Consider the following 22755-nt stretch of genomic DNA (forward strand, 5'->3'; position numbering starts at 1 on the left):
CACCTACAATGTTCAAGTGAAAAATACGGTTATGTTTGAAAGAAACGAATAGATGACTTTCTATAGAGTTTGTAAGTTCCCAAAGATACAATTTCGGGAACTTTTGCACGTTATACAATGCGTTCCTTGCTTACTATTAGCAAAGAGTATGCACGTAATCATGTGAGAGCCTATAGAAAGTGACACTTCTTTACTAGTCAAAAAGAGATAACACTAAAGAATGTTTAAGCCGCCAAAATTGCATCTTTGGCGGCTTTTATCCACGTAGATGCCCCTCTATTCTTTCGTCCCAAAAGGCTTTAGCACTTCGTGTACTGATGCATTTGGAACGCGACAGATAATCGCAAAAGGATGTTGTGATTATTTCGGCCAAAGCGAACCGGAAATGTACACATGCATTACTCAAAGGTTCTCATGTAAGTAAACGGTTAATCAACAGAAGTGATACAAAACTCTGCCCATTCAAAAAAATGACTAATTTCATTCGGTCAAATCGTATAATACGAGTGATAATAGCACTAAGAAACAAAATAGTTCAAATAGTTTAATTAAATGGTTGCATTTTAAATTTTCTAATTTATACTAGGACTTATGCAACAACAATAAACTATAAGGGGTGCATTTTATTGGTTAAAAAGAAATGGTTAGGGAAATACATTGTTTCTTTCAATACATTTTTGTTACTACCTGTGGTCCAAGGAAATAAACTATCAACGCTTGTAATCGAACGAAACGGTGAATTGAACGTTTCACGAAAACCCGTTCACATTGTTAAAAGTTCTTGTCATTATTATGGCGGTTCTTTACAAAATTCAACAAATACAGCAAAACTAGCAATTGGAAAACGCCATAAAATGCCTATAATTATAGCTCATGATTTCGGAGTACCTTATATCTTTCTACCAACAATGTCTCCGAATTCAGAAGAGAATGTCTGGGTTTCCTATAGTGCGATTGATAATATAGAACCGGATGGTATGGGCTGTATTCTCTACTTGGAAAATGGTCTTTCCTTCAAGCTCGATATTTCAGCTACAACAATGTATCGCCAATATGCAGTCGCTGCACTTCTCGAAAAAAACTTTTTGAAAAAACAAAGACAATTGAACAGGCCATCTAAGTTCGATAAATTTGACTTCCCGGATGAGGATTAACTTAACTTTCGAACATGGCGAAGTAAATGTTTAACAGTTCCTTCGTCCAATTACGTAGGCGGATGTTGAAATAACGTCTGTGGTCCTTATTGTCCCCGTATACGAAAATATACTCAGTGAAAGTAGCGTATGACTTTCATATTCTGGCGACGTAAGTAGATGGTGGTTTCCCTAAGTTCAGCACGTGCAGCTCTTGTTGCTTCATCAACAAGTTTGACATAAGGTCCTTTCAGTTTGAATGGACCTTTTTCAAACGAATCTCGATCCTTTTCCAATATAATAAGAAGCATCGGCAAATAAATCATATTCTCAAAATGCGGCAATGCCTCTGCAGATATTAAATGCATTTTAACTGCTCCTACCCCACACAGAACATTCGTTCTTATTATTGTATACCCATATCGCTGATAAAACAACCTACATTTTTTTTGTAGGTTATATGGTTTTGTAGGGGACTGTACGACAGCCACGAAACAAAAAAAGACTTTCGGCTATTACAGCTGAAAGTCTTACATATTAACCACATTTACTCTTTCCCGTCATCACCGATGTAATGCACCGATGCAGCTTTCCAATCGTCACCATTTTTCGTAAATACGGTCACTTGTCTTCCATCTTGTTTTGTCACAAGACCAGTAGATACTTGTTTATATGATGTATTCAAATTCGAGAAGACTTGGGCTTCCTTATCAGAATACTTTACAATCGTTACGTTCGATATTTCGCGATTTAGCTCATATTCACTAAATTGCTCTTCCATGAACGCACGTTCTTCCTCAAAATCATAGTCTTCCGGAGACAGTGTATTCAAATAGCCATCGATATCTTGTTCATTCAGCGTATCGATATACACCTTATATACAGCTAAAATTTGTTCTTTCTCCTCAGCCGGAACACCAGAAGCTTCTTCTATAACCCCTCCCTCTAAGCTAAAACCTACTTTTTTGTCTTCCACACCATGATCAATTGCACCGTTTTCATTCTCCGCCTCGCCATCATTGACCGAGCCGCTTCCAGTCGACTTCTCCCCATCGCTACTGCACGCGCCAAGTAATAAAAGAACCGACATACTTATAGGAACAAATATTTTTTTCATTTTCTTTCCTCCTGAACAGGTAAAAAGGCCGCTCCAACTGGATGGCCTTTCTCCTTTTATTGAACAAAGTCCGAATTACTTCACTTCAACCCAACCATTTTTAATAGCAGTTACAACTGCTTGTGTCCGGTCATTTACAGCCATTTTTTGCAAAATACTTGAAACGTGGTTTTTAACCGTCTTTTCAGAAATGAATAACGTTTCTCCGATTGTCCGGTTACTTTGCCCATCCGTCAACAGTTGCAATACTTCACACTCACGTTTTGTAAGTAAGTGGAATGGTCGGCGGATATCATTTTGCTGGAATGAACCTTTATGCTCCCGTTCACTCAATCTGCGGAATTCCGTAACAAGGTTATGTGTCACTTTCGGGTGAAGATACGAACCGCCCATCTCAACGACCTTAATCGCTTGAACGATTGCATCTGCATCCATCTCTTTCAGCATATAGCCAAGCGCACCCGTTTTCAGTGCATGCGATACATATGACTCGTCATCATGAATCGACAACATAATTACCTTCGCATTAGGAAACTCTTTAACAAGATTCTCGGTCGCATCGACACCATTCATACGTGGCATGTTAATGTCCATAAGAACAACATCCGGTTCGCACTGTCTATAAAGTTCATTTACTTCGCTACCGTCATCACCTTCTGCAACAACTTCAAAAGAATCTTCAAAGTCCAGAATTCTCTTTACCCCTTCACGGAATAATTGATGATCATCTACAATTAATATTTTCGTAACAGTCATAGTCATTTCCTCCCCATATATCTAGCCGTCAATTATTTCATTCCGAAGCGGGATCCGGAAATGGATCATCGTACCATTGCCAGGCGTTGAAGTGATTGTCATATCGCCTTTTAATAAATCAATTCGTTCCCGCATCCCAATTAAACCGAACGACTTATCTTTCACTTCATTCTGGTTGAATCCTTGTCCATTATCCTTAATGATAATATTCATTATATCGCGAAGCCATTCAGTTTTCACCCAAATGTCCTTCGATTTTCCATGTTTCAATGCATTTGATACAGATTCTTGTACAAGTCGGAAGACCGACACTTCAAAATTCGTTTGAAAACGCTGCTCTTGTCCACTATTTTGAAAGTGAATTTCAACATTTTTTTCATATTCTTCGATTGTCGACAAATACTTTCTCAATGTCGGAATCAGGCCAAGATCGTCAAGTGCCATAGGTCGAAGATCATAAATGATACGCCGGACTTCATAAAGTGCATTCCTCACCATCACTTTGAGATCTGCTAATTCACCAAATGCAGGTTGAGGACCTTTTTCTACAAAGATTTTTTCAATCAACCCAGTACGGATCATCACATTCGCCAACATTTGCGCTGGCCCGTCATGAATGTCACGAGAAAGCCTTTTGCGCTCCTCTTCCTGTGCCTGAATAATTCTGATGCTGAAATCCTGCTTGTGTCTTGCATTTTCAAGTGCTTCACCAACATTTTTTAAATCAGATGTCAAATAGTTAATAACGGTCGCCACTTGATTAACAAGCTGATCCGCCCGTTCGATTGTATCGAGTAGCGCTACGAGGCGTCTGTCTAAATCGTCCCGACGTGCACGTAGCTGCTTCTCCTCCATCCGGTTAATGGATAATCGGACATGTAAGTCATTCGCAACTTCGTAAGCCTCTCTCACTTGTTCCTCTGAGTAATTCATGAAGTTCTTCGAGACGTCGGCGAGACGTTTGCGTGAATGCCCAGTCATGTTCTCCAAATAGTCGCCTTCGGTTATTGCCTGGGAAATATCACTTTTGACCGTTGCAAGCTCTTTTTTCATATCGACAAAGCTTTGACGGCTTTGTTCGCTTATAATAAAGATATCGTTCTTTGAGTTATCCATAGCACGGACCATACTACTAAAGATTGTTTCAAGCGTTTGGATATCAACTATATTTTCCCTCAATATTAAGTTCCCTCCCGCCTACAGCCTGAAAAATTACATATATACTATTAAGTAAGAAGTGGTACAGGAATACTGATTTCCTTATGCACTTCATTATAGTATAGCATCATAGTACCAAATGGATATTAAGATTGTATTACAAGTGATGGGGGTGCCGCAAATGCGAGCAGATTATTATACAGTTAAAGATTACGGTGAAAGTGAATTGATCATCCAAAAATCTAGATTTCTCACCTATGTGTCACGTGCAGAGACGGAAGATGAAGCCCTAGAGTTCATTCAAGAAATCAAGAAAAAGCATCATAATGCCAACCACAACTGTTCGGCATATATGATTGGCGAGCACGATACTATCCAAAAAGCGAATGATGATGGTGAACCAACAGGTACGGCTGGCGTGCCAATGCTCGAAGTCTTAAAAAAACAAGGGTTAAAAGATACTGTCGTCGTTGTGACGCGCTATTTTGGGGGTATCAAGCTTGGAGGCGGTGGGTTAATCCGTGCGTATGGCCGCGCGACGTCTGAGGGCATTACAGCCACGGGTACTGTCGTAAGAAAACTTCATCATCTAATGAGAGTAACAATTGATTATACATGGCTCGGAAAAGTCGAAAATGAGATAAGGCAGTCCGCTTATCCACTAAAAGAAATTTCCTATGCGGACGGCGTCAACTTATTCGTATACGTTCCAGTGACAGAAGAGAATGTTTTCACTGCTTGGATGGCCGAATTAACAAATGGTCAGGCGGAAATTGTGTCGACTTCTAGCGAATTTCTCGAGTTCGACAACTAACTAAAAAAATAGTATAATAGAAAAGGTCATGAGTATTTATGTCACAAAACCTTGTGATCCGTTATGCTATCTCTACCTTTTGACGATATTTGTCAATTATATGATCAACTATGAAAAACTTACATAGTCGATTCTGGAGGAACTAAAAAATGAAAAGAAAAGACTATAAAAAAAGAAACAAATCGTCCGGGAAACGCTTAGCCGTAAAAGTTGTGCTTCTTCTCACCTTGTCCCTATTTATTGTTGTTGCTGCATATGCTGCTTCACTTCAGAAAAAAGCAGAAAACATGGCAGTTAGTGCGTATGAAGCCGTCCCTGACCGACCAAAATCCGAAATTCGCGAAGTAAAAGTCGAGCCAGCAAACGACAATGTTTCAATTCTATTCATCGGTGTCGATGACAGTGAAGCGCGCAGCCAAGGAGATAACAACAGCCGTTCGGATGCACTTCTACTTGCTACATTGAATCCGGCGAGTAAATCTGTAAAATTGGTCAGTATTCCGCGTGATTCATACGCCTATATCCCTGAAGTCGGATATCGTGATAAAATCACCCATGCCCATGCATTTGGCGGAACACGTGCAACAATCGAAACAGTTGAAGAATTGTTTGAGATTCCTGTCGACTACTATGTGAGGATGAATTTCAATGCATTCATTGATGTTGTTGATGCAATTGACGGAATCGACGTTGAGGTTCCATACAACCGAACTGAAAAAGACGAAAATGATAAATATACGATTCATCTGAAAAAAGGTCTGCAACATCTTGACGGCAAACACGCCCTTGCGCTTGCACGGACACGTAAACTCGATACCGACGTCGAACGCGGAAAACGTCAACAAATGATCTTACAGGCAATCATGAAAGAAGCCGCTTCAGTAAAATCAATAACGAAGTACGGTGATGTTATTGAGGCAGTTGGCGAGAACATGAAAACCGACATGACGTTTGACGAAATGAAATCGTTCTTGGAATATGTAAAAGGCGGTATGCCACAAGTCGATACACTAAGTTTGAAGGGTTACGACGACATGTCTACGGGAATTTATTACTGGAAACTTGATGAAACCTATTTAGCTGAAGTGAAGAACATATTGCAAGCACATCTCGGTCTCATCCCCGACTCATCTAGTCTGACTGACAGTGGTTCGACCATAACTGGTTCAACCGAAGAAGCTTTGGAAGATAGTTTAAATGAATGATACCAAAAGAACCAGGCTGAAAGTTAGCTGGTTCTTTTTTCTTTCCACACATAATTCTATAAAAAATGGCCATGCTACCTTAATGAAAAGGTGCATGGCCATTTTTTCTTATTGTCTAGTGTACAAACAGCTGTGTTACTTACCAATCATCCGTACAAGATTTAACAACGGTCGATAGTTTGTACCGGCAAGACCGATTACTTCAACGAACAGTTCAATCGCGATAAGCATGACTACAATAAGCAGAATTGCTCCCCATACTGTCGCTTGCGAGAACAATACAGCTGCAACCCCAAACAGTATTGCAAGCGCATAAATGACCAAGACTGTCTGCCTATGTGAAAAACCGCTACGAAGTAAGCAATGGTGTAAATGTGATTTATCCGGTGCCATAATAGGCTGTTTCGTGCGTATACGACGAACAATTGCGAAGAATGTGTCAGAAATTGGAATACCCAATATAATAACTGGGATAATCAGTGAAACGACAGCAACGTTCTTGAATCCTAATAATGCAAGAACCGAAATCATAAAGCCCAGGAACAAGGATCCGGTGTCTCCCATAAAGATTTTTGCCGGATGGAAATTGTAAAACAAGAAGCCAAGCGAGCTTGCCGCAAGAATCGAAGCTGTTGCAACTACGAATACATTCCCCATTATCATCGCCATAACAGCAATTGTAATGAGTGCAATCGTTGAAACACCTGCTGCAAGTCCATCCAATCCATCTATAAGATTTATAGCATTTGTAATGCCGATGATCCAAATAATTGTAATTGGAATACTTAAGTAACCAAAATCAAATTCCCCAATAAACGGTAAATTAATAACTTCAATTTGTAAACCGCCCCATACGACAACGACAATAGCCGCAGCCAATTGACCAGCAAGTTTTGCTTTCGCGGTAATTTCAAGCATATCATCGAGAAAGCCCATAACAATGATGATAACAGCACCGATAAGTATTCCAACAGCGTGTTCATCTTTCGGTAGTAATACCGCATAGCCAATTAGAAAAGCACCAAATATCGCAAGACCGCCGATTCGCGGCATAACAGACGCATGGACTTTCCGGTAATTCGGCCGATCGACCGCTCCTATCCGGAATGCCAATTTAATGACGAGTGGAGTAAGTAAGATGGAAGCTAGTAGTGCGGCAGCCATTGCAAGGAATAACATGTCCTTCCTCCCTATAGTAAATCGCTAATTTATCATACCAACAGTATCATAGCATATTTAAACAAGTAAAGCACTTTACTAGAAAACTCTTTTCTAATTATCATTGTTTCCTTGTGTTTAGGTCAGTTTAGAATAATATACTTTGGATAACCTTCGCAAGGCGAATGTTCCACATCAAGATTCCCGCGTCTAGTGCTCGGATAGTCACAGATAGCGGCGTACTCAAACTGCATTCATTTGTAGCGGGTGCTTACAATTTTGTTTATCTTATCTTTCCCTTTCATTCCCCTAGCTATCCCCCCACCTTTTCTTTCCTTACATTATGTAGATTTCAGCTCAAGGTAGTCATTTTCCATTCTTTTTGGTAAAATGGGGACGGGTCCTTTAAAGGGATCGGAAAAAAGGAGCGTTCATCCAATGCTATCAATATTCAAACGTTCAAATCAGACGAACGAAAGACAACTTCGAAAGTATCGGAAGATTGTCCAACAAATAAATAAATTAGAAGCTACATACGAACCAATGTCAGACGAACAACTAACAAGTATGACTACTATATTCAAGGAGAGAATACAATCTGGAGAAAAGATCCAATCTATTATTCCAGATGCTTTTGCTGTTGTTCGTGAAGCATCCAAGCGAATCCTTGGCATGCGTCATTTCGATGTCCAACTTATCGGCGGACTCGTTCTAACAGAAGGTAATATCGCTGAAATGCCTACAGGCGAAGGTAAAACGCTAGTCGCTTCCCTTCCATCATATGTGCGTGCACTTGAAGGAAAAGGAGTTCACGTTATTACCGTGAATGACTATCTTGCGAAGCGTGACTATGAACAAATTGGTCAAATCCATCGTTTTCTTGGCCTTACAGTTGGGTTGAATGTCCCAATGATGCAAGGTCCCGCAAAACAAGTTGCTTACAATGCGGATATTACGTACGGAGTGGGAACGGAATTCGGTTTCGACTATTTGCGTGATAATATGGCGCACCAAGTATCACAAAAAGTTCAACGTCCCTACCATTTCGCAATTATCGATGAAGTTGATAGTATTCTTGTTGATGAAGCAAAAACACCATTAATCGTTGCCGGTAAAATGCAAGCGGATGCGGATCTTCATCACATTGCGGCACGTCTCGCAAAACGCTTCAAAAAAGGGATCGATTTCGACTTTGATGATGAAACAAAAGCGACTTCCCTTACTGATATTGGAATCGAGAAAGTAGAAAAAGCATTTGGTATCGACAATTTATATGAATTGGAGCACCAAACACTTTATCATTATATGATTCAATCATTACGTGCACATGTCATCTTCGAACGTGATGTTGACTATATCGTAAAAGAAGAAAAAATTGAACTTGTCGATATGTTTACGGGTCGAATCATGGAAGGACGCACACTTTCCGATGGCTTACACCAGGCAATTGAAGCAAAAGAAGGACTACCAATCACTGAGGAAAATAAAGCACAAGCACAAATTACAATCCAAAACTACTTCCGTATGTATAAAGAACTGTGCGGAATGACTGGTACGGCTAAAACACAGGAGAAAGAATTCCGTGAAGTGTATGGTATGGAAGTTGTTCAAATTCCAACAAATCGTCCGCGCGCACGTATCGATTCACCTGACCAAGTATATAAAACAATTGACCAGAAATATAAGGCGATGGCGAAAGAAGTCGCTAAGCGTCATGAAAAAGGACAACCCGTCCTTGTCGGCACAACATCCATTTTACAATCTGAAAAAGTAGTAGCGTATTTAGATGAATACAAACTTACTTATAACTTATTGAACGCTAAAAGTGTAGAACAGGAAGTAGACCTTATTTCCCTAGCAGGACAACTCGGTCAAATCACAGTTGCGACAAACATGGCTGGACGTGGAACTGATATCGTGCTCGGTGAAAAGGTTGAAGAAATTGGTGGTCTTTTCGTACTTGGAACAGAAAAGCACGAAAGCCGTCGTATTGACAACCAGCTACGGGGACGTTCCGGAAGACAAGGTGACCATGGTGAGAGTCACTTCTTCCTTTCTCTCGAAGATGATATGTTCAAGCGTTTTGCTAAAGAAGAGCTTGAGAAGTTCCTCAAAAAAGTAACAACAAATGAAGACGGTCTAGTGCAGAATCCCGAAGTAGATGAACTGACAGAACGGACACAGCGTATCGTAGAAGGCGCCCACTATTCAATGCGCGAATACAACTTAAAACTCGACGACGTCATTAACGATCAGCGTGAAGTCATCTATGGGCTTCGTAATAACGTCCTAGACCGCGAAGGTATCCTTGAACAATTAAAATCGATGCTTTCCGAGACAGTAGAATTTGTTGTTTTCGATAGTTGCCCAGATGAAGAGACTTCAAGCAATTGGGATTTCGAACGAATTGAACATACAATGAACAGCCTGTTGTTAGAACCTGTCGTAATTCCGCGGACGCTTGATAAGACGTCTGACATTCTAAAACTATATGATGCTCCACTTACTGAGTTGCTCGACTTCATCGAATCATTCTCAGACGATGAACAGATCAATCAGATGATTCCACAAGTAATGCTGTCTCATATTGATACGATGTGGGTCAAGCACTTAGAAGTTATGACACGCTTAAAAGAAGGTATCGGACTCCGTTCATATGGACAAGAGGACCCAATGCGGATTTATCAGCGTGAAGGACTCGAATTATTCGGGCGTCATTATCAAAAATTACGCCGCAACATCGCATCTGAAGTTATTAGCTTTATGAAAGTTATTACACAACAACAGGAGGTACAACAATGAAGCTTTTCTCATTTTTCAAGAAAACCGAAAAGACAGGATCAGATAGCACAATCGGTTCCGAAGAAATTATTGACGGCCTAAACGCGTCGACAAATACAGATGAGGTCGAGACTACGCTATCCCTACACCCAGAATGGAATGTACCACAGGAGCAAGAGTACGTTTTCCGCTTCCATTCGAATGAGTTAGAACCACTTAAACCGAACCAAATCTCCCTTTCAGGCATTGACATCGACGTTGAACCTGCTAATGGTAGCTGGCTCGTTAAAGCGTTTTTCCGTTCTTCACTAGACCAACAGATTTCAGTTGGATCAGTCGAACTGATGCTACTTGATGAGGAAGGTAAAACACTCGCTTCCGATGAATTCGATTTGAAAGAGCTCGGCGATATTCCGGCACGAAGCGCAAGACCTTGGGTATTCGTCTTCACAAAAGACAATATCTTTGCAGAACAGCCACCAACAGAAAACTGGAAACTTGCATTTAACGTCCAATCGATGGTGCCTCACAAACTAGAGTTGGAGCAAACATGGGAAGACGGTTTAACGGCAGAACAAAAGGATGGACTTACAAAAGTTGTCGAAGGTCTTCCGAAATTGAAACCGCGTGAAGTAAATATTAGCGGATTCCAAGTAAAACAACAGGATGACGGCGGTATCGCAGCATCTGTATTTATCCGTAATGGTCACTCGAAACAAATCAATATCGAAAAGCTTCCACTAGAACTGATTGATGCATCTGGTGATTTAGTAGCTAGCGGTTCATTCGCCCTTGATCCACTTTCAGTAAAAGCAAACACTTCAAAACCATGGACGTTCATCTATCCAAAAGAAATGATTCAAAAAGATGAGCCAGACTTATCTCGCTGGACTGTTCGCGTACCACAACAAAACGCGTAAACAAAAGCGCAAGCGCCTGTTTAGCCCCGAAAAGCGCTGGAGGGCTTGAAGATAAAGGCGGCACATTCAAATCAGTTACATTCTGATTCGGATGTGCCGCCCTTTTTATTGCTATTTATGTTGAACAATTGAAGGCCTATATTTTGAACCACAGGTGTTGATTAACCAAAAGTAGCCAGAAAATAACTAAATCAAACACTAGGTGCTTCGCGTACAGTTGCCTTATATCGCTTTAGATTGAACGACTCCTATACCATTACCTAGATATCTTAATCTATAGGGATACGACTTCGTCGCATCCCTATAGATTTTTTTCGGTAATCGTATGATGGTCGTTCATCCGTCGCTCTCCAAAGGCTAAGGTACACGAAGTACTAAAGCTTTTTGGGACGAAAGAATAGTTGGCTTCTTATCTGGATAAAGGCCGCCAAAGATACAATTTTGGCGGCTTACTCCTTCTTTCTGGTTTTTTTTATTTTAAGGAATTGTTAATTTCTACAAGATATCACATGATGACAAGCGTGATTTCACTAAAAGTAAATAAGGAACGCATTGTAGAAAATGCAAGCGTGCCCGAAATTGTATCTTCGGGCAATTATAGTTTCTGTGAAGGGTCATCTATTCTTATCTTCCAAGCAACTGCAATTTCCCCTTGAACGTTGCAGGTATGCGACAGGCAACTAATCGCAACAGAATTGTCGAAAAGGGGTGGCTAGTTTAGCCGAAAGCAAGCGGGATACGTACTAGCCCAAATGAAGAATTCTGTGCCTACCTTACCAATATTTTACGCAAGAATATGGTTAATCAACAGACGTGATGTTGAACATATATAGTGAAAAACAGCACCAAGTTCCCTATTAAGGGTACTCAGTGCTGACTGTTTTGTTTTAATTGGCTGAAGCAACTGCATTCACACCCGAGATGCGTTTTGCACCTACGTAGCGTTCACCCCAATAATAAGGGTCATTCAACTTATCAACGCGTACACCTTTTGATGTCGATGCGTGCGCAAATTTACCATCACCTATGTATATGCCAACGTGTGAAACTCGTTTGCCTGCTGTATTGAAGAATACGAGGTCTCCCGTTTCTAAATTCGCTTTACTAACAGAAGTTCCTGATGCATGCATACTAGCAGCAGTACGCGACACTTGGACATTATGTTGCTTGAATACATATGATACGTACCCCGAACAATCAAACCCACTCGTCGTGTTACCACCGTAACTGTACTTGACGCCAATTAGGCTTGTTGCCGTTTTTGAAATTGCAGCAGGTTTTGACGAAGCTTCGGCTTGTCCAACGAAAGGTGCGACGAGTAGTAGAAATGACATAGCTATAATTGTAATGGACTTTTTGAATGTGAATGTAAGTTTCATCTGTTCCCCCAAAGGATTAATTTATCTGAAATAATGATCTGTTACAACCTTAACACGCTTCAAACACCTCCTACATTACAATTGTGTAACAAGTCTATTACACTACTTGTATTAAAGGAGACTTTCGAAACATTATTGTCTTTTTATGGGGTTTATAGTTTTTTAAAACGGGAATTTAGTAAAGTATCATCTAATTTAATGGGAGGCGTTTGAAGTGAAACACGAAGATGACATTTCAGATAATACGCAAGAGTCTTTTCTTGAAGCACAAGAAAAAGCCCATGGTTGGTTAGGTAACGAAAAAAACGATAAGAAATATTCCGCAAAAAATTATATTCATAATCCATATCTCGATCACGCAGCAGGTGATTATGAACCCCTGAAAGAAGATAGCCGTTTTCATAATTCAGAAGACCCACACCGAACGACTGGGAAATTCAACAAAGAGCGTGGTTTCTCTCAAAAAAAACGTGATGCACTAATTGCCAAAAATGGGCAGCTTGGTGATATGCAAACTATATTCAGTACATTGAATCATGATCGACACTAATCCCCTTCTTTCTATAATAACAAAAAGGTGAGTGCTACTAATCGTAGTCACTCACCTTTTTGTTTAGCTTATTAAATTTCTAAATCCGTAATGACGATGACATCTTTGTGATCAACTAATTTTGTAATCGGCCACTCAGTCGTTACATTACCTTCAAGCAACTTCTCGATAGCTGCTCGTTTCTTTTCACCAAATGCTAGTAAAACAATTTTTTTCGCACCTAATATCGAACTAATTCCCATCGATAAAGCTGTTTCAGGGATTTTTTCATCATTTGCGAAGTACTGGCTATTCACACCCAATGTCGATTCCGTCAATTGCGCTACATGTGTAACAGAATCGAAAGGAAGTCCAGGTTCGTTGAATGCGATATGGCCATTCTCTCCTACTCCAAGTAGCTGGATGTCGAGTGGGTACTCTTCTAAAAGATCTTCATAAGCGGCACATTCTTCAACCAAATCTTCAGCCATCCCATCCGGAATATTTGTTTTTCTAAATTCTTTCTTATCAAACAGATGCTCACTCATAAAATAAGCGTAGCTGTTCGGGCTTGATTCAGGTATTCCGATATACTCATCCAAATTAAAAGTGACAATATTGGAGAAATCAAGATTTGACGAAACCCATTTATCGTAAACAGGAATCATTGTACTTCCTGTTGCCAGCCCAAGTACGTTTAGACGTCCACTTTCAATTTCGTTTTTAATGATTTCGTAAACTTGTTCTGCGCCTTGTTCAGGGCTTTCAACTTTTATAAGTTTTAGATTTTTCATATAGATCAACCAACTTCCATTAAGATTTTGCTCTCGCTTTATTGTAATTTCCCTAAACAGTCTGGTCAACTTTAATCGAACTTAACATACCATCTTCTTTTCTCACATGCATCTCTAGACCTTTATTATAGGTAATTGACGGAAATATGAAGAATGCGTGAACAACTTGTGAAACCCTCCCTTATATCCTTAGGCATAGGGTTTTCCCTAATTCCCATATTAAACCTTAAGACTATGATAAAGGTATGACAGCGAATCCACTTCGCCGGAAATAGGAGGTGTAATAATGGGGAAAAGAAATTCAATGAAACATCAACCCAATACGCATGAATCTACACATAGTTTGAAAGGTACTTTCATAGCCGTCATGCTGTTGGGTGCCGTCATTCTAGTATCTTGGTTCGGGTTTTATGCACTATTTTTATCTAGATAATAATTATATCAGGAGGGTTACTTATGCATTTGCACAAATATGAAAAGATATGGCTTGTTTTCGGAATGGCTTCACTCGTCCTATTCCTACTAATTATCGGCTTCGCTGCTTTCTGGAAAGGGACGCATCCGCAGAGCCATATTGAAACAATCGATCCACAAAATGTTGAAGCACATGACGCATTCAAGCCTGAAAATCTTGGCATTCGTGAAGTAGCTGACGGCAAATATATCGTCAACATCGTTGCTTCTGCGTTCAACTATGATTTCGGTAAAGACACGGAAGGTACTGCTATTAAAACGATTCGCGTGCCAAAAGGTTCCACCGTTCTTTATCAAATCACAACAAAAGATGTTGTCCATGGCTTCCAAGTAGCTGGAACAAACGTCAACATGATGGTTGAACCTGGCCACATTAGCCGTTACGAGACTGTCATGAAAAATGCAGGCGAATTCACGATTGTCTGCAACGAATACTGCGGCATCGGTCACCACCAGATGTACGGAACAGTGGAGGTGTATGAATAATGACTAAGGTTCAATTACCGCTTTCTAAAAAAGAATCCAGATTATATATGGCATTCATGTGGGTTACTTATATCTCGCTTTTTGTCGGAGGTCTGATGGGTTTATTGCAGACTTTTGTCCGCTCTGGGAAATTCAAATTACCGTTTAATATTGATTATTATACAATCCTGACTGTTCACGGTGTTATTCTTGGACTCGTCTTAACAACCTTTTTCATTATCGGTTTCCAGTTTTCACTTATGGGGAAAACTGTTGGGATTTCGGATAAACAGTTGAAAGTCGCATGGCTGTCCTTCTGGGTAATGCTGATCGGAACCATCATGGCTGCAATTACGATTCTTGTAGGCGAAGCTTCAGTATTATACACATTCTATGCACCACTACGAGCTCACCCGGCATTTTATTTCGGTTTAGCACTCGTTATTATCGGTAGCTGGATTGCTGCCTTCGTTAACTTCCGTCAGCTTTACGTATGGAAGAAAGCACATAAAGGTGAAAAATCACCATTACCTGCATTTATGGTTATTATCAATATGCTTATGTGGTTCATCGCTACAATCGGCGTAGCAACATCTGTCCTAGTGCTGTTCATCCCTTGGTCACTTGGATATGCTGAAACCATCAACGTTTTACTAAGCCGTACGTTATTTTGGTATTTCGGTCATCCACTCGTTTATTTCTGGTTACTTCCAGCTTATATGGCGTGGTATGTTGTTATTCCAAAGATCATCGGCGGAAAATTATTCAGTGATGCACTTGCTAGAATGGCTTTCATTCTATTACTAATGTTCTCGATTCCGGTCGGGTTCCATCACCAGTTGACAGAACCGGGTATTGACCCTACTTGGAAATTCATTCAAGTTGTGCTGACATTCATGGTTGTTATTCCGTCATTAATGACAGCATTCTCAATTTTCGCTTCATTTGAAACAACGGGCCGACGAAAAGGCTATAAGAGCTTATTTGGTTGGTTCAAAAAGCTTCCATGGAAAGATGTACGTTTCCTAGCACCATTCATTGGTATGGCTGCATTCATTCCAGGTGGCGTGGGCGGAATCGTTAACGCATCTCACCAAATGAATGCCCTCGTCCATAATACAATTTGGATTACAGGTCACTTCCATTTAACTGCTGCAACAACAGTCGTTCTAACATTTTTCGGGATTACGTATTGGCTTGTACCGCATTTAACTGGCCGCCGACTGACTCCGAGGTTGAATAGACTCGGGATTATTCAAACATTTATTTGGACAATTGGTATGACAATTATGTCAGGTGCTATGCATATTCAAGGATTACTTGGCGGACCGCGTCGTTCAAGCTTCTCCGAATATGCAGGCGGCGAACAAGTCGCTACGTGGATCAATTACCAGATTGCACAAGCTGTTGGAGGAACGATTTTGTTCGTCGGTATTCTCTTGATGGTGTACATTTTCATCCAACTGACATTCTTTGCACCACGCGGCGTTCAAGAATATCCGATTGCCGTAGAGGAAGACGATGCAGAGCCTACACCTAAAATTCTTGAAAACTGGTATCTATGGGTTGGGATTACAATTGCACTGATTCTGTTCGCTTACACAATTCCAGTCATTGATATACTGAAACACTCACCTCCAGGTTCGCCGCCATTTGATTGGCTGATTGGTAGATAATTGCATTATGAAGCAGCTCTGATTTCCGGGTATTGTCCGTGAAATCTGGGCTGTTTTCATTTTGTTGGAATTGATTGGTTGGAGGGGGTTGGTTGGACAACGCCATTTTTGTTGGACACTTTAGTGTATTGGTTGCACACTTCGACAGGTTGGTTGGAAACTCCCCTTTTGGTTGGACACTTTAGCGCATTGGTTGAACACTTCCAGTAATACCATCAAGGCAATCCATAATCTACTCTGCTCCATAAAAAAAACCTCTTACCTGGTTTATTTCCCCAGGTAAGAGGCCTTTATCAATTATAAGTTATTCGCAACTCGTTCAACCGCAGCTGCTACATTGAGATGGACGTTTGGATCAAGTGGATGTGGGACAAGATCGCCCGGTTTCGTGCTGTCGACAATTGCAAGTGCAGCTGCGATTAGCATCGGATAAGTAATTTCCTTCGCATGTGCATTTAGGGCACCGCGGAAAATACCTGGGAAGCCTAAGATATTATTAACGAGACGGCCATCCGCCGCAAATGCCGCGCCCGCTGCAAGTGCGTCTTCCGGTGTAATTTCAGCGTTTGGATTGGACAAAGCCAAGATAATTTGCCCTTTTCGTACCATTTCTGGTTTGATAAGTCCTGCAACGCCCGTTGTGGCTACGATAATGTCACACGTTGCCATCAATTCTTCAAGTGAATCAATGACTGTGCCGCCATGATCAGCAAGCCTCTGACGTGCGACTTCATTACGGTCAATTCCACGCATTTCCTTCACACCATACTTCATAAGCATACGGCTAATTGCTAGACCAGCTGCCCCAAGACCAATTTGGCCCACAACCGCTTCCGTTAGCAAAACATCTGTCTGTTGACAAGCTGAAATTACAGATGCCAACGTGACAACTGCTGTACCATGCTGATCATCGTGCATAACTGGAATCGACAGCTCCGCTTTCAATCGCTCTTCAATTTCGAAACAGTGTGGAGATCCGATATCCTCCAACAATATTCCACCAAACCCTTGCTGAATATGTTTAATTGTTTCTACAACTTCATCTGGATCACTCGTGTTAAGCAAGATAGGAATACCACTTATCCCAGCGAATTGATCAAATAACACAGCTTTTCCTTCCATTACAGGCATTCCCGCGACAGGTCCGATATTTCCAAGACCCAGAATCGCTGTGCCATCTGTCACAATTGCGACCGTGTTTGAGATTCCAGTAAAGTATTTCGCCTGTTCCGGATCATTCTTGATAAGTTCACAGACGTTCGCAACGCCTGGTGTATAGACACGTCGCAAATCACCTAAAGAACGAATTTCCATACGGCCTTTCATATGAATCTTGCCGCCTTCATGTGCTTGCAATACATCATCCGTTATAGCGTGGACACTAATTCCGTCGCCGATTTGATTAACCGCTTCAACAATTTGCAACAAGTGCTCTTCACTTGTACATTGAATTGAAATATCACGAATCGTTGATAATGTACCTACTTTTATAGTTTGGATATCACCAATATCTCCATTTAATTGTCCGATAGCTAACGCAACTTTCGCGAAGTTGCCCGGCACTGATGGTGTTTCGATAATTAGATTACGCATAAATTGCACTTGTTCCATTGTATTACCCCCTGATTATACTTGCCAATCCTCATTTTACACGTATAGGACCAGGTCGTAAACATTTTATGACTTCGGTTATAATTAATCGCGAATTCACATATTTCACGCATAATTAAAGGAGGGTTTTCCCATAACAAAACTGTTCCAAGCCGAATTAGAAACTATTTTTTCATTATGAGTCTTTACGTTCTTCGATTGCAAATCGGCTCACAGACGTTTCCAACGCTTCAGAAAGTGTGCATAGCACATTTGCCGTTCCTCTCATCGCTTCAACTTCGAACGATATCCGGTCGTTATCGCCTTCATTTCTGAATCCCCTATTTCTATATTATTATTAATTTCACTTAAAAATTGTAAATAGTGCATAGTTTGTCGAAAAAGAAGCGATTATCATAATTATAGCGCGCTTTATGTAGAATCATAGTTAAATAGAACTATTTTTTCCGAATTACTATTTGAATCATTCTCTAACCATCAAACTATTGAATTTGTTAGACAATTGCTCCTCTTTTCGGTTATAATGAAAGGTGGTGAGTTTTTTACATAATTCTTTCAAGGAGTTGCAGTTTACTTGTCTATACAGAAAAATTTCGTGATTGGGCTTATGCTCTTTGCTTTGTTCCTCGGTGCTGGTAATATTATTTTCCCACCGCTTCTTGGGCAAATGGCAGGGGATGAACTTTTCATTGCGATGATTGGATTCCTAATCACAGGAGTCGGGTTGCCTCTCATTGCAGTTCTAGCAATTGCCAATGCAGGCGGCGGATTAGAAACCATTGCAAGTCGCGTCAATCCTTATTTTGGAGTTATTTTCACGATGATTGTCTATATGGCAATTGGTCCATTTTTCGGCATTCCACGAACAGCTACTGTCTCATATGAAATTGGGGTCGTCCCATTTTTGCCTGATAGCATTTCTGGCTCAAACTGGCCACTTGCGTTGTTTACGATCGTCTTCTTTACTATTACGGTCGCTCTCGCCCTAAATCCTGCGAAACTTGTCGATCGCATAGGGAAAGTGTTAACTCCTGTCCTATTTTTAGTTATTGGGGCACTTGCTGTGAAGAGTATTGTGTCACCAATGGGAGATATCGGACAAGCCCAAGGTGATTTTGCAACCAATGCGTTTTTCCGTAGCTTTGTTGAAGGGTATTTAACGATGGATGTCATTGCGGCACTTGTATTCGGCATCGTCGTTATTAATGCGCTTAAAGCAGAAGGCGTGACAGAAAGCCGTGCTGTCATGAAAGCAATGGTTTTCGCTGGTGTTGTCGCAGCTACTGGATTAGCGCTCGTTTACATTTCACTCGGGTATATTGGAGCGACAAGCGTCGATGTTATCGGGATACAAGACAACGGAGGTGCGGTTCTCGCACTCGCATCTACCGTCTTATACGGACCATACGGAACGATGATTCTGGCAATGACAATTATTTTTGCTTGTCTGACAACATCGATTGGTCTCGTTTCAGCATGTGCACAGTATTTCGAACATGTATTTCCACGGAATTCATACAAGACATATGTCTTCATTTTCGCGGGATTCAGTGCAATTATTGCAAACGTTGGATTGACACAGCTTATTTCTATTTCAATACCGGTTTTGCTCACAATCTACCCACTCGCAATTGTTCTGATGCTTATGTCATTCATCGACAAATCGTTTGGTAGAAAGCCAATTGTCTATATCCTGGCGCTACTGGCAACTGCTTTTGTTAGTATCTTTGACGGCTTAAAAGGAGCCGGAATCGACATTAAGCCTGTCAATGATGTACTTGCCCATCTCCCACTCTATGAACAGCAGATTGGTTGGCTTGTACCAGCGATTGTCGGAGCACTTATTGGTGTGGTTCTAAGCCCCTTGTTTAAGAAACGGATTTAGTTCTCAGAAAGTTCATGCTTTTACCTCCAATTTCAGCTATACTGAATGAACATTCAGTATTATGGAGGGTTTTCCAATGACGATGAATTTTGATGACATGACAATGACAACTATTTGGCTTAAAATTGACGAGAAATTGAACGGGGAACCAGGTCCAATTAAAGGAATGACTGTGACCTATTCATTCGATTTATCTGGTGATGATGGCGGTCTATATGGCTTAACGTTAGCAGATGGCAAAGCCGTAACAATTACCGGAGATCCCGGTGAAGTTGATTGTGCGTTAACTATGAGTGTGAAAGATTTCAAGAAACTACTTGCTGACAACTTGAATTCAACCGCTGCCTTTATGATGGGTAAACTCAAAGTTAAAGGAAATATTGGTCTTGCGTTAAAATTAGAAGGTTTATTAAAACAGTATTCGTTTTAATAGAAGAAAGCGGCTCTCATTAAATGTGGGAGTCGTTTTTTGATTCCCCATAATTAATTGAAATGAGCACGTTTGAAGCCAACTATGAGTAATACTTCCCACTTCAGATAAAGGGAGCCCATTGTCGAATTAGGTATATTGATGTAAAATGAAAGAAAATTCGAAAGAAGGTGCACCTTATAATATGAAAAAATCGAAAAGCATTGCGTGGAAACTTTCAGCACTTATTATTACGCTCTTCTTAGTATTATTTATCTCCTATACAGTCGTTACAAGTACCATTTTGCATAATCAAAGTACCAACGATGCGGAGAGTTCTGCAATTGATAACACTGAACTATATGCTGCTAAAATGAGCGACCGATTTAAGAAAACGAATGACATGCTCCACACAACGAAACACATATTTGAAACACTGCAGGCACAAGGTAATTTAACTGCGGACGAAGCCATAACTGTCATAGAGAATAATTTAAAGAACAACACTGATGCTTCTGGAATGGCTGCTATATTTGAAAGCGGATCTATTCCTATTGAAGAGTCTGTTAGTAATGATTTAATAGATCCAGAGAAGCGTTTTATTCCTTATTTGTATAAGGATGGAGACAAGATTACTATGGAGGCTCTTAGCGAATATGAAACAGAGGGCGAAGGAGATTGGTACTTAATACCGAAAAAAGAAAAGCGAGCTGTCTTGACAGAACCGTACGAGTACAGTGCAGGTGGTGAAATCGTCTTAATGACCACCATTTCCGTACCGCTAATTACAAGTTCAGGTTCCTTTTTCGGTGTTCTTACAACAGATATTTCCATCGATTTTTTAAATGAACTCGTGAATACAATCAAGCCGGATGGTGGATATGCTAGCATTATTACCGATGGCGGTTACTTAACTGCCAACAGTATTAGCGAAGAGTTGAACGGGGTAAATGTGCAAGACTCTTATGATTGGAGCACAATTAAGAACACGCTTGGAAAAGGAGAAGTATCGACTTTATATGCTGATTCAAAGCAACTAAATGAAGAGGCCTTTAACTCGTTCGCCCCGATGCTGTTAGACAATATTAAAGATACATGGTCTGTACAGACGGTTGTTCCAAAGTCAAAAATACTAGAAACATATAACACAATCTTACTTCTAACAATCATTTCCGCAATTGTCATGGTTGTTTTAATGTCTGCAGCTACCTTGTGGTTCATTTTCAAACAATTAAAACCACTTGCTTATTTACGAGAGTCAATCGAAACAGCAGCAGCTGGTGACTTGACGAGAAGTATAGACGAAAAACATATCCAACCCGATGAAATTGGTGCTGTAGCTATGGCATATAACAATATGCTCCGTAAAACAAATGACGCCATTCATACAGTTTGGGATTCTTCCACTCAATTAAACAAGTCTTCCAATCACGTCCACCATGTTTTCGAGGAGATTGTTGCATCTAGTCAAGAAGTATCTCTAGCAACCGATGAAATTGCACATGGGGCCTCTAAGCAGTCGGAAGATACGGAAGAAACGAGTCACCGAATTTTAGATTTGTCAGATCAAATGGACTCACTCGCTATTCTATCAAACAACATGAACGTATTATCAAAACAAACAGGTCTATCTACTATACAAGGAATGACAGAAGTTAAGAAACTGCGTGAACATAATGAAGCTACGAATGACATGAATGAAAAGGTACAGCAACAAATTGAAACACTGACCACTAAAATAGCGGAAATTAATCAAGTTATTGCATCGATTCACGGCATCACTGCACAAACGAATTTGCTTGCGCTCAATGCTAGTATTGAAGCTGCACGTGCTGGTGAGCATGGAAAAGGCTTCGCAGTCGTAGCGGAGGAAGTACGAAAACTTGCCGAACAATCTCGCTTAGAAACAGATGTAATTCAACAAACGGTTCAAGAAATATTACTAGAGTCACAGCAGACTGTTTCTATTATTACAGCGAATATTCAATTGATGGAAGGCCAAAACGAATCTGTATCAAGTACAGAATCTTCCTTTACCCGCAATGCGGAACTTGCTGAACAGATGGGTGGTTCAATAGACGAGTTAGCCACTAAACTCGCCGATATGATGGAACATAAAGACCAAGCGATGTTGGCAATTCAGAGTGTCTCCGCGATTTCGGAAGAAACTGCTGCTTCAGCTGAACAAGTCAGCGCCTCAGCCGCCGCGCAACAGGGTGAGCTTGAACGCGTCGCAGAATCGACCAATCATATGAATAAAATCGCTCAAGAACTGCAAGAAGTCGTCGATCGATTTAAATTATCATAATCAAGGACCTAAATAAGATTTGCCTGCCCAGTCAAGATTGTTTGCTGGGCAGGCTTTTTAGATGGGTGTCATTAACGTGATTCCCAGCTATATAGTCGGCACTTAACAAATAGATTTTTTCCAACACCGCTTTGTCGCTAGATTTGTTCGTTATACTGGCGAGTTATACCACCTAGTTAACCC

Annotated in this window: 20 protein-coding genes; 12 read left to right on the plus strand and 8 right to left on the minus strand. The window is 40.6% G+C overall.

Annotation, left to right across the window (positions count from 1 at the left end):
* Positions 1–626: 626 nt before the first annotated feature.
* Positions 627–1154: a competence protein ComK gene (locus tag AZE41_RS17430; protein ID WP_067212108.1), complete on the plus strand. Its 528-nt coding sequence runs from the start codon at positions 627–629 to the stop codon at positions 1152–1154.
* Positions 1155–1267: 113 nt separating this feature from the next.
* On the opposite strand, the gene AZE41_RS17435 is transcribed toward AZE41_RS17430, so the two are convergent.
* From AZE41_RS17435 to AZE41_RS17450, 4 genes are all read right to left on the minus strand, one after another.
* Entirely contained in the window at positions 1268–1501 is a 234-nt protein-coding gene (locus AZE41_RS17435; protein WP_231885706.1) for a YhjD family protein, read from the minus strand.
* A gap of 179 nt (positions 1502–1680) precedes the next feature.
* On the minus strand, positions 1681–2250 hold the full coding sequence (locus AZE41_RS17440; protein ID WP_067212109.1) for a nuclear transport factor 2 family protein: 570 nt from the start codon (positions 2248–2250) through the stop codon (positions 1681–1683).
* A gap of 75 nt (positions 2251–2325) precedes the next feature.
* Positions 2326–3006, minus strand: coding sequence for a response regulator transcription factor (locus AZE41_RS17445; protein ID WP_067212111.1), 681 nt, complete (start codon positions 3004–3006; stop codon positions 2326–2328).
* Between the two features lie 21 nt (positions 3007–3027).
* On the minus strand, positions 3028–4188 hold the full coding sequence (locus AZE41_RS17450) for a sensor histidine kinase (protein ID WP_067212112.1): 1161 nt from the start codon (positions 4186–4188) through the stop codon (positions 3028–3030).
* Positions 4189–4345: 157 nt separating this feature from the next.
* Here AZE41_RS17450 and AZE41_RS17455 point away from each other — a divergent pair, with 157 nt between their 5' ends.
* Both AZE41_RS17455 and AZE41_RS17460 read left to right on the plus strand, forming a co-directional pair.
* A complete protein-coding gene (locus AZE41_RS17455) occupies positions 4346–4978 on the plus strand; it encodes a YigZ family protein (RefSeq protein ID WP_067212114.1) in 633 nt (210 codons plus the stop codon).
* Between the two features lie 149 nt (positions 4979–5127).
* Positions 5128–6183, plus strand: coding sequence for an LCP family protein (locus AZE41_RS17460; RefSeq protein ID WP_067212119.1), 1056 nt, complete (start codon positions 5128–5130; stop codon positions 6181–6183).
* A gap of 135 nt (positions 6184–6318) precedes the next feature.
* Here AZE41_RS17460 and AZE41_RS17465 read toward each other — a convergent pair whose 3' ends face one another.
* Positions 6319–7362 (minus strand): glycosyltransferase family 4 protein, encoded by a 1044-nt coding sequence (locus tag AZE41_RS17465; protein ID WP_067212122.1) that lies wholly within the window; start codon positions 7360–7362, stop codon positions 6319–6321.
* 417 nt (positions 7363–7779) lie between these two features.
* On the opposite strand from AZE41_RS17465, the gene secA2 reads away from it, so the two are divergent.
* Both secA2 and AZE41_RS17475 read left to right on the plus strand, forming a co-directional pair.
* On the plus strand, positions 7780–10143 hold the full coding sequence (gene secA2 / locus AZE41_RS17470; protein ID WP_067212125.1) for an accessory Sec system translocase SecA2: 2364 nt from the start codon (positions 7780–7782) through the stop codon (positions 10141–10143).
* Positions 10140–11042 (plus strand): accessory Sec system S-layer assembly protein, encoded by a 903-nt coding sequence (locus AZE41_RS17475; protein ID WP_067212129.1) that lies wholly within the window; start codon positions 10140–10142, stop codon positions 11040–11042. Before secA2 ends, AZE41_RS17475 begins: the two co-directional genes overlap by 4 nt.
* A gap of 887 nt (positions 11043–11929) precedes the next feature.
* Here AZE41_RS17475 and AZE41_RS17485 read toward each other — a convergent pair.
* Complete coding sequence (locus AZE41_RS17485; protein ID WP_067212133.1) at positions 11930–12421, minus strand: C40 family peptidase; 492 nt, start codon at positions 12419–12421, stop codon at positions 11930–11932.
* A gap of 214 nt (positions 12422–12635) precedes the next feature.
* On the opposite strand from AZE41_RS17485, the gene AZE41_RS17490 reads away from it, so the two are divergent.
* The gene (locus AZE41_RS17490) at positions 12636–12971 is read left to right on the plus strand and encodes a hypothetical protein (RefSeq protein WP_067212135.1); all 336 of its coding nucleotides are present in this window, start codon (positions 12636–12638) and stop codon (positions 12969–12971) included.
* A 71-nt stretch (positions 12972–13042) separates the two neighbouring features.
* Here the strand turns inward: AZE41_RS17490 and AZE41_RS17495 are convergent, their stop codons facing one another.
* Positions 13043–13744 (minus strand): glucosamine-6-phosphate deaminase, encoded by a 702-nt coding sequence (locus AZE41_RS17495; protein WP_067212138.1) that lies wholly within the window; start codon positions 13742–13744, stop codon positions 13043–13045.
* A 286-nt stretch (positions 13745–14030) separates the two neighbouring features.
* On the opposite strand from AZE41_RS17495, the gene AZE41_RS22345 reads away from it, so the two are divergent.
* From AZE41_RS22345 to AZE41_RS17505, 3 genes are read left to right on the plus strand one after another with little or no spacing between them, the layout of a single operon-like run.
* Complete coding sequence (locus AZE41_RS22345; RefSeq protein WP_082786682.1) at positions 14031–14177, plus strand: cytochrome c oxidase subunit 2A; 147 nt, start codon at positions 14031–14033, stop codon at positions 14175–14177.
* 23 nt (positions 14178–14200) lie between these two features.
* Positions 14201–14704 (plus strand): cytochrome c oxidase subunit II, encoded by a 504-nt coding sequence (locus tag AZE41_RS17500; RefSeq protein WP_067212141.1) that lies wholly within the window; start codon positions 14201–14203, stop codon positions 14702–14704.
* Entirely contained in the window at positions 14704–16359 is a 1656-nt protein-coding gene (locus AZE41_RS17505; protein ID WP_067212144.1) for a b(o/a)3-type cytochrome-c oxidase subunit 1, read from the plus strand. The genes AZE41_RS17500 and AZE41_RS17505 overlap by 1 nt, the downstream gene beginning before the upstream one ends.
* 297 nt (positions 16360–16656) lie before the next feature.
* Here the strand turns inward: AZE41_RS17505 and AZE41_RS17510 are convergent, their stop codons facing one another.
* Entirely contained in the window at positions 16657–17970 is a 1314-nt protein-coding gene (locus AZE41_RS17510) for an NAD-dependent malic enzyme (RefSeq protein ID WP_067212146.1), read from the minus strand.
* 574 nt (positions 17971–18544) lie between these two features.
* Between AZE41_RS17510 and brnQ the strand changes: the two genes are divergently transcribed.
* From brnQ to AZE41_RS17525, 3 genes are all read left to right on the plus strand, one after another.
* Entirely contained in the window at positions 18545–19855 is a 1311-nt protein-coding gene (brnQ, locus tag AZE41_RS17515; protein ID WP_257722488.1) for a branched-chain amino acid transport system II carrier protein, read from the plus strand.
* Positions 19856–19931: 76 nt separating this feature from the next.
* Positions 19932–20285 carry an SCP2 sterol-binding domain-containing protein gene (locus AZE41_RS17520; protein ID WP_067212149.1) on the plus strand — a complete coding sequence of 118 codons (354 nt, stop codon included), beginning with the start codon at positions 19932–19934 and terminating at the stop codon, positions 20283–20285.
* Positions 20286–20469: 184 nt separating this feature from the next.
* Complete coding sequence (locus AZE41_RS17525; protein ID WP_067214043.1) at positions 20470–22572, plus strand: methyl-accepting chemotaxis protein; 2103 nt, start codon at positions 20470–20472, stop codon at positions 22570–22572.
* Positions 22573–22755: the final 183 nt, after the last annotated feature.

It is taken from the genome of Sporosarcina psychrophila, assembly GCF_001590685.1.
Lineage (GTDB): Bacteria > Bacillota > Bacilli > Bacillales_A > Planococcaceae > Sporosarcina > Sporosarcina psychrophila.